Here is a 12,753-nt window from a genome sequence, read left to right on the forward strand (position 1 = left end):
AAGGGGTCAGACGGTGTAACGACAAGCCCTGAGAGGCGTATATGGCGCAAGATCCTGACAAGACGACACATTTCGGCTTTACTGAGGTCCCAGAGGCGGAAAAGGCTGGGCGGGTTCAGGGTGTTTTCACCTCCGTAGCGTCAAAATATGACGTTATGAACGATGCCATGTCCTTTGGGATTCACCGCGTTTGGAAGGATGCGATGATGGATTGGCTGGCGCCGCGGCCCGGCCAGAAACTGCTGGATGTCGCTGGCGGCACCGGGGATATTTCCTTCCGGTTCCTCAAACGGGCTGGGTCTGGCCATTCCACAGTCCTGGACATCACCGAATCCATGCTGGTCGAAGGGCGCAAACGGGCTGAGGCTGCCTCCATGGCCGATTCTCTGGATTGGCTGGTCGGCGATGCGATGAAGCTGCCCTTTGCTGACAATACCTTTGACGTGTATACGATTTCATTCGGCATCCGAAATGTAACCCGTCCCCAAGAAGCACTGAACGAAGCCTATCGCGTGCTAAAACCCGGTGGCCGCCTGATGGTGCTGGAGTTCAGCCAGATCCCGAATGAGATGATGCAATGGGCCTATGACCTTTACTCTTTCAACATCATCCCACGCATGGGGCAAGTGATTGCCGGCGACCGCGATTCATATCAGTATCTTGTTGAAAGTATTCGCAAGTTCCCCGATCAGGAAACGTTTTTGTCGATGGTCCGCAAGGCCGGTTTCGACAATGCCAAATACCGCAATCTGACGATGGGCGTGGCCTGCCTGCATTCGGGCTGGAAGCTTTGAGGGGCCCGCATAATATCTGGCGACTGATCCGTACGGGCGCCACGTTCGAGCGGACCGGCGCCATGCGCGTGGCGCTTGATGCCTTTGATGCGCCTGCCCCGTTGCGACTGGCGGCGCGCGTGCTTGCTTGGCCGTTTAGCTGGCTTGGTGAAAAAGGTGATCCGACGCTGCCACCCGTCGTCCGCGCAATTCAGGCTTTGGGACCGGCGTACATAAAATTCGGACAAATCATGTCCACGCGACCGGATGTGGTCGGCGCCGAGATGGCAACCCAATTGCGCGTGTTGCAGGACAAACTGCCCCCCTTCCCCATCGAAGAAGCCAAAAAGCAGATCGAAGAAGAGCTGGGGATGCCGGTCGACGAGATCTACTCCGACTTCAGCGAACCCGTCGCGGCCGCCTCCATTGCCCAAGTGCACAAGGCCACTCTGCGTGAAACCGGCGAGGAAGTCGCAATCAAGGTGTTGCGCCCCGGTATCGAGCGGGCCTTCCGCAAGGACCTGGACGCATTTTGGTTCGCTGCCGCGATGATCGAAACCCTCTCGCCCTCGTCGCGCCGCCTGCGTCCCCGCGATGTGATCGCTCACTTCGAGGGGGTGGTGATGGGTGAACTGGACCTCAGGTTGGAGGCGGCGGCCGCCAGCGAATTCCAAGCCAACACGGTGAAAGACGAAGGCTTTGAACTGCCACAGGTGAACTGGATGCTGTCAGGCCGAAAGGTCATGACCATGAGCTGGGCTGCCGGCGAGTCCCTGGGTGACAACGCTGCGCTGGACGCTGCCGGCCATGACCGGGCCGTGTTGTCTCAACGGGTCCTGCAACTGTTCCTCAATCACGCTTTGCGCGACGGTTTTTTCCATGCTGACATGCATCAAGGGAATCTGAAGGTTGCCCCAAACGGCAATATTATTGCTTATGATTTCGGCATCATGGGTCATATCGACGAATATACACGCCGCGTTTACGCGGAGATCCTGTTTGGTTTCATTCGTCGAGATTACAAACGCGTGGCTGAGGTACATTTTGAAGCGGGCTACGTTCCCGGGGACCGCGATATCGACGAATTTGCGCGGGCTCTGCGGGCTGTTGGCGAGCCCATTTTCGGGATGGACGCGACGCGGATCTCAATGGGTAAATTGTTGGCCTACCTGTTCGAGGTCACCGAACGCTTTGGCATGGAAACCAGGACAGAACTGATTCTTTTGCAACGCACGATGGTGGTGGTTGAAGGCGTGGCACGGTCTCTTGATCCGCGTATGAACATCTGGAAAGTCGCGCAACCGGTGGTCGAGGATTATATCAAAGGCTCGATCGGTCCAAAAGCTGCGGCCTCGGATCTTTGGAAAACCGCGCAAGTCATGGCACGATTTGGTCCGCGCCTCCCCAAGCTGGTCGAGGCCGCCTTGATCCGCCAAGCGACCCCAGAGCCGGAACCCCGCAAGCGTCCATGGGCTTCTCGCGTCGGCTGGGCGTCGCTGGGATGTGCGCTTGGCGTTGCAGGAACCTTGGCGTTGCACACGTTCAATTGATGCAACGCCGGGTGACATCATCCCATAGGTGCGCGCAGTCCCGCGATCATCTCGGCGTTCATTTCAGTGCCATCGGACAATTGCACGATTATGACACCATCATCGTTTCGCACCTCATCAATGCGACTGTAGATTTCAGACATTGAGTTGGACAGCAAATTGCCTTCACTGAAACTTTCGATGTGGAAAGAGTAGATGTCTGCGGGCATTTGACTGCCGTCTTCAGCGTATCCGCCCCAGACAATGCTCTCTTCCCCGACAGAAACCTCATAGCGCGCGACTTCGCTGCCTTCTGAGTTTCGCACAACCATTTCCGCGGCGTCAGCACCCGCCGCGTATTCCGGCCGCACAGAGATTGCCTGACCGGAAAAAGAGACAGGGGCCCGCACCAGCCCTTCCATGCCGATCCATCGGCTTGCATCACTCAATGCGCTCCCGCCCAAGGTGGAACTAAGCCCGCGCAGAAGGTCATTGGTCTGAACCTGCTGCTCAACCGAAGAAAAAGTCGCCAACTGCGTCGCATATTCGGTAGAATCCACGGGATTGAGCGGGTCTTGGTTCTGGACTTGAACCGTTAGCATCTTCAGAAATGTCTCGAAGTCGGAGCTGAGAACGGCCGCGTCTTCCTCGGTCTGTGAAGACGCGGCTTTGTCTGCCGTTTGCGCCTGCTTCACCGTCGTGGATGCAGCGCTTTTGTAAAGAGGCGGGGGAGAAGTAAGTTCAACCATGTCGTGTCCTCAAATCCTGATATCCAAACCGTCCACCGGTTGGGTAGATATATCGGCCTTTTGGTTAAGTTCCGGTTCCTCGCCTGGGTCTTGCGGGATGCTGCGCGTGGATTCGTCTTCATCTGAGCCTGGGTCCTCACCAAATGAGAAGCCCGCCCCTTCGAAACCCGCGTCTGATAGGTTACGTGCCAATTCGTCCACGTTTCGGCGCATGAGATCGAGCGTTTCTTGTCGATCCGCCAGAATGGTAACTGTTAAGCCGTGTTCTCCAGAAACGAGGAACATTCGTACGCGGCCAAGTTCTTCCGGTTGAAGCCTCAACTCCACGGTGCCCTCGGTTACCCGTGCCGCGCCCTCAGCTATTTGGCGCACAACAGCAGCAGCTTCTGAACGGTTAGGAGCGTTTTGAAGGATTGCGTGCGGCGCGGAGCCCGTCACTTGGCGACGTATTGATGCCCCGAGCGACAGCTCCTCCAGAATAAGGTCGGCCTCCGCTTCAGCCTCGACGTCAATCTGACCCAAAGGGGCTCCTTTCGCTACGTTCTCTTGGGCTAAAGGAGCCACCGACAGCCCTGAGGCCGTCACCCCAAGCGATGTGCTTGCCTGTTGGGGTGATACTGATGAAGTTGGACCTACAACTCTACTGCTCAAACTTGTTGATTCCAGCTCTCGCGCAGCTCTCCGAGACATAAATCTGGGAACCTCGTGTTTGCCGAAGGTTAACGTCATTTCCTCCGCCTTTGACTGGGTCACGGCTTCCTTATGTGTTTCGCTGATTGCGGATATACTCTGGTCACCCAAGCCCGACATAAAGTGAGTTGACTTGTGTCTATGTCCGGATGTTTCCTCTTTTCCGGCGGAGACCATTTTCACGTTCACTGAAAGCGTTGATGCGGTTCCTTCGGAAGCGCCCCGAACAGACTTTCCCATTGCTGGATCCTGCCTTGAGGCAACCGACGCTATCGCGTGGGAAGCGGTATACTTCTCGTTGTCCGTCGGAAAGCTGAGACCCGAACCAGCCGGACCTTTTTGAGTGTCTGAACTTGGCGCGGCACCGAGGCCTGAGGTAGAGAAAATTGGAGGCCGGATAGAGCGGCGCTCCTTTCCAAATACGTCCCTAGCCCTTTGATCAGTGACAGAAGTTTCAGAGGATTTTGAAATGGCAACAACCGCTTCGTCTTTGACATTATCCCGGCCGTGAAGGCCAGTTTTCTTCGGCTCCTCGATATTCGTGGCCGCCCGGTTAATACGCTCCGCACCTTCCAAAGCCAAACTAATCGACTGCTTAACGTCTTTCGAAACCCCGCTTTTTTCAGCATCCGACGTTTGGGCAGGTATATTACTCAAGGAGGTAACATCTTTTCTGCTTAATATATTATTTGCGCCAAGCAGTTCGTGATTGGTCTTACTTTCCTTCGGACGGGCCGACTTGAAATCGCTGTCACTAGTAGACTTGCTCACATTTTCCGAAAATTGAAGTGAGTTTTTAAAATACTGCCTATCGATTGAAGACTCAGGATCACCTTTCCATGACAAAAGGCTTGATTTATTTACATCCTCTAACGCCTTATCCAAAACCAGATCGGTCTCAGTTGGATAGTCCGAATCCAAATCCTCTGACTCGTCTACCTCATCAGCAATACCAAGGTCACTTTCATCATTCGTTTCTACCGCGACCGCTTTATCAGGCGGGGGTTCTCGTTCCAGTTCTGCCCCGGCATCTTTGGATTGATGGGATGGTACGTTAGTTTCCGCAAAAACGTCTGAGAAATCGTCGCCCTTCGCCGTGGGCTTTTCATGGGCGTCGACCATCTTCGGGGCCAGGCCCAACAGGCTTGTCAATTGGTTCAGCATGTTCGCTCCTGGAATTCTTCCACTTCTGGAATGTAATCCAAACATCCTTACCGGTTCTTTACTGCATCTCCCTCAAAACGGTCCGAGATGAGTCGAATTGGAGAGAAACATCATGGAACTGCCATCTGATTTCCTCGCAGCTACTGTACAGCGCGAGCAGAAAATGCGCGCGGCTGCAACCGAACTGGAAGCTAACTTTCTAGCAGAGATGCTAAAGGTTGCGGGTGTTGGAAAAACTCCCGAAGCAATGGGCGGGGGAGCTGGCGAGGATCAATTCGCTTCCTTCTTGCGGTTGGAACAGGCCCGACAAATGGCGGAGAGCGGCGGTATCGGTTTGGCAGAGTCTATTTATCATGCATTGAAGGGGCGGGCCGATGTCTGAACCGACCACGACAGAACGACTGGAACGACTGCTGAAACAAGAGCGAGAGGCTTTGTTGAAAGGCGACTTCAACCGCATAGAGTCTCTGGTTGAGGAAAAGCAGGACCTCGTGAAGCAGCTGCGTGAACATGATGCTCGCAGGGAAACCTTGCTTCCTCTCAGAGCAGGCTTACGCCGGAATCAGGAATTATTTGATCAGGCTCTAGCGGGGATCCGCAATGTAGCTGCACGCCTTGGCGATCTAAGCCGAGCACGAAAATCCACGCAAACCTATGATTCTCTTGGGCGAAAACTATCCATACAAGCCCCTGAAAAGCGCAAGCTGGAGCGCAAAGCATAAGGATTTAGGTCAAATCTGCGATACCAGAAAAGAGGTTTTTAGCGCTCCATTAGGATTCCGCAGGTTAGTTGGTCAGCGCACCTAAATTGGGTGGCGCAGGTCGAATAAAGCTTCGGGCTGTATACGTCAGAAAGACGTCAGAGATGCCGTTCGCGGCCAAAGCAACCGGCGCAAAGCGCCTTCTGAACAGCAAGGACAAAACATGTCTAGCATCCTGACGAACAACGGCGCCATGGTGGCACTGCAAACCCTGAAATCCATCAACTCTAAACTTGGTGAGACGCAGCAAGAAATCTCCACCGGGAAGACAGTTGCCAATGCCAAAGATAATTCTGCCGTTTGGGCAATTTCGAAAGTCATGGAAGCTGATGTCAAGGGCTTCAAAGGAATTTCGGACAGCCTTAATCTTGGCCAGTCGACAGTTGCGGTCGCCCGCCAGGCGGCTGAGACTGTCTCTGATCTTCTGACCGACATCAAAGGCAAGATTGTATCCGCCCAAGAAGAAAACGTAGATAGAGAAAAAATTCAGACTGATATTTCCGCGCTGCGGGATCAGATTTCTGCAGTTGTCGGGGCGGCACAGTTCAACGGCCTAAACCTCCTGTCGAATGTTTCTCTGATCGCAGGTACCGGCGAAATCAGCATCCTGTCATCGCTTGACCGATCCGGAACCGGCGTGACCGCATCTGATATCAACGTTTCCAAGGAGGACCTCTCCTTTCAAGAACAGGTGATTGGGTCCACAGGTGTGGGAACATTGACCGACTACATAACGGGTACCGCAGGGAGTGTGACAGGTGCGTCCAGTGCTGCGGCTCGAACCATCACCTTCGAAGGTGGCGTGGTCGAGGCGGGAATTGGCTATCAAGTTACGTTGTCGGCACCCGCAGGGAACGCTACGATTGGTGATGGCGGCGGTGATTTTACACCAACTGCCGGGGTATATGAATATGTGGCACGGGACGGTGATACCGCAAAAGACGTGGCAAACGCTCTCGCCCGGCTTATTAACACTGGCGATGCCAACACTGTGTCGGCCACCGTTGGCAGCGCCAATGCAACCGGCGACACCGGTCTCGTGCTCGAATTTGAAGACACGACGGATGGGGTCGACTTTGCATACGCGGCTTTTCAGGCCACCGGCGCAACAGTGGGAGGCGGACTCTGGCAACTCGCTGATGTGGATGTCACCACTCAGATCGGGGCTGACAATGCACTCCAAGAGATCGAAGGTCTGATAAACACGGCCATCGATGCTGCGGCATCTTTTGGTTCTGCTCAGGGCCGGATTGAGACACAGCTCGACTTTGTATCAGGACTGACCGATGCCCTTAAATCCGGCATTGGAACTCTTGTTGATGCTGACATGGAAGAAGCCTCAGCCCGTCTTCAGGCTCTTCAAGTCCAGCAGCAGCTTGGTGTGCAGGCGCTGTCCATTGCGAACCAGGCGCCTCAGTCGCTCTTGTCGCTGTTCCAGTAAATTAGCCCGCCGGAGGCCGGATAAGCTGGCCTTCGGTTTACACTCTTTGACCCTCTAAGCCAGAAGGTTCTCAAGTGAACGCCCAAACCCAAGCGCTGCGGGCCTATGCCCAGAATGCACGGACCACTCAGACACCGCGCGGTACGGAGTATGAGCTAATTGCTCGTGTGACACATCGCATCAAGGCTGCCGCGGAAGCCGGCCCGATGCAGTACCCCAAGCTGGTCGAAGCCCTCTCAGACAATCAGAGGCTATGGACAGCCCTCGCCGTGGATGTGGCCGACGATCGCAATCAACTTCCACAGGAGCTTCGCGCGCGGATCTTCTACCTTGCGGAGTTCGTCCAACTGCAAACTTCCAAAGTATTGACACGGAAAGGTCGGATTACTCCCCTGCTGGAAATCAATGCCGCTATCCTGAAAGGCTTGAGCGGACGGAGGACCAATCGATGAGCGGACTAGTATTAAAGCTCGGCCCTAGAGAACGCGTTCTCATAAACGGTGCCGTCATTGAAAATGGTGACAAGCGGAGCAGGCTTTCGATTGTGACACCTAACGCCAATGTTTTGCGGCTGCGGGATGCAATCCATCCGGACGAAGCCCGCACCCCTGTCCGCAGGCTTTGCTACACAGCTCAGCTGATACTAACGGGCGACGCGGAACCAGACGATGCCAGATCACAGATTCTTCCCCGGATTGAAGAACTCAGCCATATCCTGATTGACCCAGACAGTCGCCGACTGCTGACGCAGGCCACGGACGCACTTCTTGGCGATCAATTCTATCAATGCCTAAAGGCACTAAGAGCTCTGATCCCACGTGAGGATCGGCTTTTGGCGGCAGGACACAAATAATGCCCATTACACCGATGATCCCAGGCTCCGGTCTTATCGGCTGGCAGGTTTTGCAAAAGACTATGGACAACCAGCGCTCGGCATTTAATGCCAGCGCTGATATGGCGCGCGACACGTCCTATTTTCGTGAGAAAATTGGTTCAATTTCTTCAAGTGACGAGCTAATCGAAGATCGTACGCTGTTGCGTGTTGCTCTTTCAGCTTTCGGCCTGGGAGAAGAAGTCAACAGTACCTATCTGGTCAAGCGAGTTTTAGCCGAAGGGGCGAAGGACGACGATGCGTTGGCCAAAAAACTTAATGATAGTAGATACGTTGCTCTAGCTTCGGCCTTTAATTTTGAGGAAACGACCGAATTCCCATTTCAAAAAGATGGGTTTTCTGCGGACATAGTTGCGGCCTACGATGCAAAGATCCGCAGTGACCTTGAAACCTTGCTAGAGACTGAAGAGTACGTTAACAATCCGCTTGCAGCCGCCACACTTGAGGCTGCCGCCATTGAGGCGATGGAATCAACAAAGACTTATTTTGAGGAAAACATCGGGGCGATAACATCCGTCGATGATTTTCTGAACGATGATGATATATTAAAGGTCGCTTTATCTGCATTTGGCGTAGAGGATCGTACAAACTCCAAGAATTTGCTAAAACGCGTTCTTGAGGAAGGTGCAGATAATCCAGCTTCTTTGGCAAACATTTTAGGCGATCGCGGGCTGATAAAGTTGACCAAAGCCTTTGGTTTCGACACGGAACCTGTCATTTCTATTCAGAAAGAAGATTTCGCTGATACTATCATAGACAATTACGAATGGCAGCTGTTCGCAGAGGCCGTAGACAACGTGAATCCAGCTATTGGGACGGCGCTTAGCTTTCAGCGCGAAGCCCCAGCCCTTGCTGGATTGGATGCTTCTGAAAATACAAAATGGTACAACGTCTTGGGAAACTCCATGATGCGCGATGTTTTTGAAACAGCTCTGGGGTTGCCAAACGGTTTCAGCCAAATCGATATCGACAAACAAGTTGAGATGATGAAAGAAAAATCTAAGAGTAGGTTTGGAATAAACTCCTTTGAAGATATCAAAGATGAGGAAGTTCGCAATAAATTAATCTACAGTTACCTTCTGCAAACCGATATCTCGTCCAACGCAGGCTTTGGATCCAACCAGATTGCTCTGACGCTATTGTCTTCGATGGGCAATCGAAGCTTCTGACCGCCCACCAAAATCGCATCAGCGTGCTTGCACACGATTAGGTCTCGCGCGCGTTGGCTGCTGACGCCGAGTGGTACTGGCGCGACGAAGAAGAAGTTCCAGCCGCTGGAAGGCGTTTTCCGGCCCGCCCGGCGATGGCTCGGCAAGAAAAGCATCGAGTTCGCTCCAAATGCGCATTGCTTGGTCCAGAACCGAATCTTCGCCTTCGCGATACAAGCCTGCTCGTATCATAGTCTCCGAGCGTGCGTAGTTGCCTAGAAGTCTTCGAACGTCCTGAATGAGCGCATTTTCACGTTCGCTTGCAGCCTCCGGCAGGCTTCGCGAGACAGAACGAAGCAAATCAATTGCAGGAAAACGACCTCGTTCGGCGATTTGTCGATCCAGCACCACATGCCCGTCAAGAACGCCGCGCAGGATGTCTGCGATGGGCTCTTCCATGTCAGATCCGGCGACGAGCACACTGAAGACAGCCGTAATATCCCCAGTCTCTGAGGTTCCGCTCCCGGCCCGCTCTGCCAGCCGCATAATTTGATGCGCCACGGAGGGAGGATGGCCGCGCAAAGCAGGTAACTCACCTGAAGCTATGGCAACTTCTCGATGCGCTTCGGCAAAGCGGGTGATGGAATCCGCAAGGTAGAGAACATGTTTACCTTGGTCTCGGAAATGCTCAGCAATGGTCATCGCGGCCAAGGGGCATCGCCGCCTTTCCAGAGGGGAACGATCCGAGGTTGCCGCAACCACAACGCTGCGCGCCATACCTTCTGGACCCAAGACCTGTGTGACAAAATCCAACACCTCTCGCCCGCGCTCCCCCACGAGCGCCAAGACAACCACGTCAGCCTCGACCCCCTGCGCCAATTGCGCGAGCAGCCGGGACTTGCCAACGCCTGAACCAGCGAAAAGACCGATTCGCTGACCCTGAGCAATCGGCAGGAGAGTGTCGAACACCGCGAGACCTGTACCGAGGCGCGGACCTAGACGGCGACGTGCGGCCGCGGGCGGCGGGCTGGCTCGAAATGGGCGCTGTTTTTGACCCGGTCCCAACGGCGCACCATCCAACGGGCGTCCATAGGCATCGATCACCCGGCCGATCCAACTGTCACAAGGCGCCAAGGTCGGCGGTCCCAATAAAGCCACACGATCTCCGCGGGATACGCCCTCTGCCACCTCGTCAGGCAGCATAGCTACCAGATCATCGCGAATCCGCAGAACTTCCCCACCCAAGACATTTGGCCCGTGGAGTAGCCGCAAGCGGTCTCCGATGCAGGCAACTTCTGCCAGCCCGCGCACCCATATGGTCGTACCATCCACCGACTGCACCCGCCCGACGGCGCGTACGGGCTGCATCTGCGCAATCCGCGCTCTCAAGCCTGTGATCTCTTCTTCCATCGTACGCTCCATTCAGTGTCCGCAAACCGTTTCTAAAGGAATCACAGTTAAGCCTTGATTGAAGCAATCGAGGGAGAAGCCCCGATGTTCCAAAACCTGGACGTCTTCAGAACGGCGATGGCGATGGCGCGACACGCTGGCCTGCAACAGGCCATGAGCGCGCAGAATATCGCAAATGCGGATACACCCGGTTACCGTGCCAAAGCGGTGCCGGAATTCAGTTCGACCCTGCGAGAGTCGATGATGAGCCAACTCGCCACCCGGGCCGGTCACCTGAACGGGACCACCGGACGCGACGTGGACGTCACGAGACGCGATGCAGAGGTCGACCCCAACGGGAACACCGTCTCTCTTGAAGAAGAGATGGTCTTTGCCGTGGGCGCAAAGCGGCAACATGACCGTGCCTTGGCCATCTATCGCAACAATCTCAGCATTCTTCGTGCCAGCCTTGGCCGCAGATAAAGGAGCACCGTCATGAGCGCATTCTCTGACGCCCTGTCCGTCACCACCGGCGGACTCAAAAGCCAAGCCGCGCGCCTGCGCGTGGTGTCTGAAAACATCGCCAACGTCGACACGCCTGGGTATCGGCGCAAGACAATGTCGTTTGACATGCAACGCAATGACGGTGGCTTGTCGACCGTTGCTCCCGGCGATGTGAACCTGTCGCGCACCGAGCTGCCGGATATCTACGATCCAGACCATCCGCTTGCCGATGCAACGGGCAACTACAAGGGATCGAGCGTCGATCTGATGATCGAGATCGCAGATGCCCGCGAAGCCCAGCGTTCTTACGAAGCCAATCTTAAAATGTTCGACCAAACCCGGCAGATGTCCACGTCACTGATGGATCTGCTGCGGCGCTAAAGCCCCCCACTTAACCTTAACCACCGTGAAAGGAGACCAGAATGGACGTCCGATCGCTTTATGCTGCGCAGAAATACGCGGCTTCCAAGCCGGCCATGGTGCCGGACCCCACCAAAGCCACACCCCTGGAGGAGGAATTTGCGCGCGTTACGCAAGATTTCGTCGGCCAGATGGATCAGGCGGAACAGATCGCACAACAAGCCATGACCGGTGATGCCGATCCGCATGCGCTTGTCGAAGCGTTGGCCCAATCCGAACTGGCCGTTGAGACCGTTGTCGCCGTACGCGACAAGGTCGTGGAGGCCTACCAGGAAATCCTGCGGATGCCGGTCTAACGCCATGATGAACGAAGCCATCTTCTTTGACACGTTGCGAATGGGGCTCTGGGTGGCAGCTGTTACCTCCACCCCGATCCTGGCAGCGGCCTTGATTGCCGGTGTTGGCATCGGTCTGTTGCAGGCGCTGACATCAATCCAGGAAATGACGCTGACCTTCGTGCCAAAGCTGATGGCCATCGTGGCCGTGTTCTGGATGTCGATGAGCTTTATGACAAACACGCTCATCGGCTTCTTTCAGGAACGCATTATTCCCATCATAACAGGAGGCTGACATGGAAACCGCCGGCTACACCGCGTTGGCGCGCCAATCTGGCTTGCTGCGCGAAATGCAAGTTATCGCGAACAACATCGCAAACGCCAATACCACAGGCTTTCGGCAAGAGGGTGTGATCTTTTCAGAGTACATTACGTCCGGCGACGATGTGAACTCCATCTCCATGGCGCAGGGACGCATCCACAACACGTCCTTTATCCAAGGCGAATTGGAACCCACAGGAGGCATGTACGATCTTGCCGTTGAGGGCGACGGATTCTTCCTCGTCGGCACGCCAAATGGTGAGCGACTGACCCGCGCGGGGGCGTTTTCGCCCAGCGCAGAAGGGACGCTGGTGAACTCTGACGGCTACCCCGTGCTCGACGCGGGCGGAGCACCGATCTTTGTACCACCGGGCGGCGTGCAACTTGCTGTGTCCCAAGACGGCACAATCAGCTCAGAAGGCCGCCCCATCGGACAGGTCGGCGTGGTCCAACCGATTGATTCCCTTTCGATGGTTCGAGAGGGCAGCCAGTTGTTCAATGCCGAAGCAGGATTTGAACCAGTCGAAAATCCCCGCGTCATGCAAGGATTTACCGAGGCCTCCAACGTCGATCCCATCTTGCAGATGGCTCGCATGGTCGAGGTGCAGCGGGCCTACGAACTGGGCCAGAGCTTTTCGGAACGTGAAGATCAACGCATCAGAGATGCCCTCAAAGCATTCGTGAAATAGGAGCAGTA

Annotated in this window: 16 protein-coding genes; 13 read left to right on the forward strand and 3 right to left on the reverse strand. The window is 55.0% G+C overall.

Annotated features, from left to right (window positions below; translation table 11 throughout):
* Window positions 1–41 precede the first annotated feature (41 nt).
* Window positions 42–794 carry a bifunctional demethylmenaquinone methyltransferase/2-methoxy-6-polyprenyl-1,4-benzoquinol methylase UbiE gene (gene ubiE / locus J4E08_RS04445; RefSeq protein ID WP_349537469.1) on the forward strand — a complete coding sequence of 251 codons (753 nt, stop codon included), beginning with the start codon at window positions 42–44 and terminating at the stop codon, window positions 792–794.
* The gene (ubiB, locus tag J4E08_RS04450) at window positions 791–2,323 is read left to right on the forward strand and encodes a 2-polyprenylphenol 6-hydroxylase (RefSeq protein ID WP_349537470.1); all 1,533 of its coding nucleotides are present in this window, start codon (window positions 791–793) and stop codon (window positions 2,321–2,323) included. The genes ubiE and ubiB overlap by 4 nt, the downstream gene beginning before the upstream one ends.
* 17 nt (window positions 2,324–2,340) lie before the next feature.
* Here the strand turns inward: ubiB and J4E08_RS04455 are convergent, their stop codons facing one another.
* Window positions 2,341–3,051 (reverse strand): flagellar hook capping FlgD N-terminal domain-containing protein, encoded by a 711-nt coding sequence (locus J4E08_RS04455; RefSeq protein WP_349537471.1) that lies wholly within the window; start codon window positions 3,049–3,051, stop codon window positions 2,341–2,343.
* A 9-nt stretch (window positions 3,052–3,060) separates the two neighbouring features.
* Entirely contained in the window at window positions 3,061–4,905 is a 1,845-nt protein-coding gene (locus J4E08_RS04460; protein WP_349537472.1) for a flagellar hook-length control protein FliK, read from the reverse strand.
* A gap of 112 nt (window positions 4,906–5,017) precedes the next feature.
* Between J4E08_RS04460 and J4E08_RS04465 the strand changes: the two genes are divergently transcribed.
* From J4E08_RS04465 to J4E08_RS04490, 6 genes are all read left to right on the forward strand, one after another.
* Entirely contained in the window at window positions 5,018–5,287 is a 270-nt protein-coding gene (locus J4E08_RS04465; RefSeq protein ID WP_349537473.1) for a rod-binding protein, read from the forward strand.
* Window positions 5,280–5,627 (forward strand): flagellar export chaperone FlgN, encoded by a 348-nt coding sequence (flgN, locus tag J4E08_RS04470; protein WP_349537474.1) that lies wholly within the window; start codon window positions 5,280–5,282, stop codon window positions 5,625–5,627. The genes J4E08_RS04465 and flgN overlap by 8 nt, the downstream gene beginning before the upstream one ends.
* A gap of 202 nt (window positions 5,628–5,829) precedes the next feature.
* Entirely contained in the window at window positions 5,830–7,107 is a 1,278-nt protein-coding gene (locus J4E08_RS04475; protein WP_349537475.1) for a flagellin N-terminal helical domain-containing protein, read from the forward strand.
* Between the two features lie 74 nt (window positions 7,108–7,181).
* Window positions 7,182–7,559, forward strand: a complete 378-nt coding sequence (gene flaF, locus J4E08_RS04480) for a flagellar biosynthesis regulator FlaF (protein ID WP_183962238.1) — start codon at window positions 7,182–7,184, stop codon at window positions 7,557–7,559.
* The gene (flbT, locus tag J4E08_RS04485) at window positions 7,556–7,960 is read left to right on the forward strand and encodes a flagellar biosynthesis repressor FlbT (protein WP_183962240.1); all 405 of its coding nucleotides are present in this window, start codon (window positions 7,556–7,558) and stop codon (window positions 7,958–7,960) included. Before flaF ends, flbT begins: the two co-directional genes overlap by 4 nt.
* A complete protein-coding gene (locus J4E08_RS04490; RefSeq protein WP_349537476.1) occupies window positions 7,960–9,168 on the forward strand; it encodes a DUF1217 domain-containing protein in 1,209 nt (402 codons plus the stop codon). The genes flbT and J4E08_RS04490 overlap by 1 nt, the downstream gene beginning before the upstream one ends.
* A gap of 18 nt (window positions 9,169–9,186) precedes the next feature.
* Here the strand turns inward: J4E08_RS04490 and J4E08_RS04495 are convergent, their stop codons facing one another.
* Window positions 9,187–10,557 (reverse strand): FliI/YscN family ATPase, encoded by a 1,371-nt coding sequence (locus tag J4E08_RS04495; protein ID WP_349537477.1) that lies wholly within the window; start codon window positions 10,555–10,557, stop codon window positions 9,187–9,189.
* Between the two features lie 84 nt (window positions 10,558–10,641).
* On the opposite strand from J4E08_RS04495, the gene J4E08_RS04500 reads away from it, so the two are divergent.
* Genes J4E08_RS04500 through J4E08_RS04520 form a run of 5 tightly spaced genes read left to right on the forward strand, consistent with a single transcriptional unit; the run spans window position 10,642 to window position 12,745 of the window.
* Complete coding sequence (locus J4E08_RS04500; RefSeq protein WP_349537478.1) at window positions 10,642–11,019, forward strand: FlgB family protein; 378 nt, start codon at window positions 10,642–10,644, stop codon at window positions 11,017–11,019.
* A 12-nt stretch (window positions 11,020–11,031) separates the two neighbouring features.
* Window positions 11,032–11,421, forward strand: coding sequence for a flagellar basal body rod protein FlgC (flgC, locus tag J4E08_RS04505; RefSeq protein ID WP_183962246.1), 390 nt, complete (start codon window positions 11,032–11,034; stop codon window positions 11,419–11,421).
* Window positions 11,422–11,462: 41 nt separating this feature from the next.
* Window positions 11,463–11,756: a flagellar hook-basal body complex protein FliE gene (gene fliE, locus J4E08_RS04510; RefSeq protein WP_349537479.1), complete on the forward strand. Its 294-nt coding sequence runs from the start codon at window positions 11,463–11,465 to the stop codon at window positions 11,754–11,756.
* A gap of 4 nt (window positions 11,757–11,760) precedes the next feature.
* The gene (locus J4E08_RS04515; protein WP_183962250.1) at window positions 11,761–12,030 is read left to right on the forward strand and encodes a flagellar biosynthetic protein FliQ; all 270 of its coding nucleotides are present in this window, start codon (window positions 11,761–11,763) and stop codon (window positions 12,028–12,030) included.
* A gap of 1 nt (window position 12,031) precedes the next feature.
* A complete protein-coding gene (locus J4E08_RS04520; protein WP_349537480.1) occupies window positions 12,032–12,745 on the forward strand; it encodes a flagellar hook-basal body complex protein in 714 nt (237 codons plus the stop codon).
* Window positions 12,746–12,753 lie beyond the last annotated feature (8 nt).

The organism is Sagittula sp. NFXS13, assembly GCF_040148795.1.
Taxonomy (GTDB): Bacteria; Pseudomonadota; Alphaproteobacteria; order Rhodobacterales; family Rhodobacteraceae; genus Sagittula; species Sagittula marina.

What these genes read in the sequence shown, in the direction of transcription:
- ubiE (WP_349537469.1), top strand. Translation starts at nt 42, where the DNA reads ATGGCGCAAGATCCTGACAAGACGACACATTTCGGCTTTACTGAGGTC.
- J4E08_RS04455 (WP_349537471.1), bottom strand. Translation starts at nt 3,051, where the DNA reads ATGGTTGAACTTACTTCTCCCCCGCCTCTTTACAAAAGCGCTGCATCC.
- J4E08_RS04460 (WP_349537472.1), bottom strand. Translation starts at nt 4,905, where the DNA reads ATGCTGAACCAATTGACAAGCCTGTTGGGCCTGGCCCCGAAGATGGTC.
- J4E08_RS04465 (WP_349537473.1), top strand. Translation starts at nt 5,018, where the DNA reads ATGGAACTGCCATCTGATTTCCTCGCAGCTACTGTACAGCGCGAGCAG.
- flgN (WP_349537474.1), top strand. Translation starts at nt 5,280, where the DNA reads ATGTCTGAACCGACCACGACAGAACGACTGGAACGACTGCTGAAACAA.
- J4E08_RS04475 (WP_349537475.1), top strand. Translation starts at nt 5,830, where the DNA reads ATGTCTAGCATCCTGACGAACAACGGCGCCATGGTGGCACTGCAAACC.
- flbT (WP_183962240.1), top strand. Translation starts at nt 7,556, where the DNA reads ATGAGCGGACTAGTATTAAAGCTCGGCCCTAGAGAACGCGTTCTCATA.
- J4E08_RS04490 (WP_349537476.1), top strand. Translation starts at nt 7,960, where the DNA reads ATGCCCATTACACCGATGATCCCAGGCTCCGGTCTTATCGGCTGGCAG.
- J4E08_RS04495 (WP_349537477.1), bottom strand. Translation starts at nt 10,557, where the DNA reads ATGGAAGAAGAGATCACAGGCTTGAGAGCGCGGATTGCGCAGATGCAG.
- J4E08_RS04500 (WP_349537478.1), top strand. Translation starts at nt 10,642, where the DNA reads ATGTTCCAAAACCTGGACGTCTTCAGAACGGCGATGGCGATGGCGCGA.
- flgC (WP_183962246.1), top strand. Translation starts at nt 11,032, where the DNA reads ATGAGCGCATTCTCTGACGCCCTGTCCGTCACCACCGGCGGACTCAAA.
- fliE (WP_349537479.1), top strand. Translation starts at nt 11,463, where the DNA reads ATGGACGTCCGATCGCTTTATGCTGCGCAGAAATACGCGGCTTCCAAG.
- J4E08_RS04515 (WP_183962250.1), top strand. Translation starts at nt 11,761, where the DNA reads ATGATGAACGAAGCCATCTTCTTTGACACGTTGCGAATGGGGCTCTGG.
- J4E08_RS04520 (WP_349537480.1), top strand. Translation starts at nt 12,032, where the DNA reads ATGGAAACCGCCGGCTACACCGCGTTGGCGCGCCAATCTGGCTTGCTG.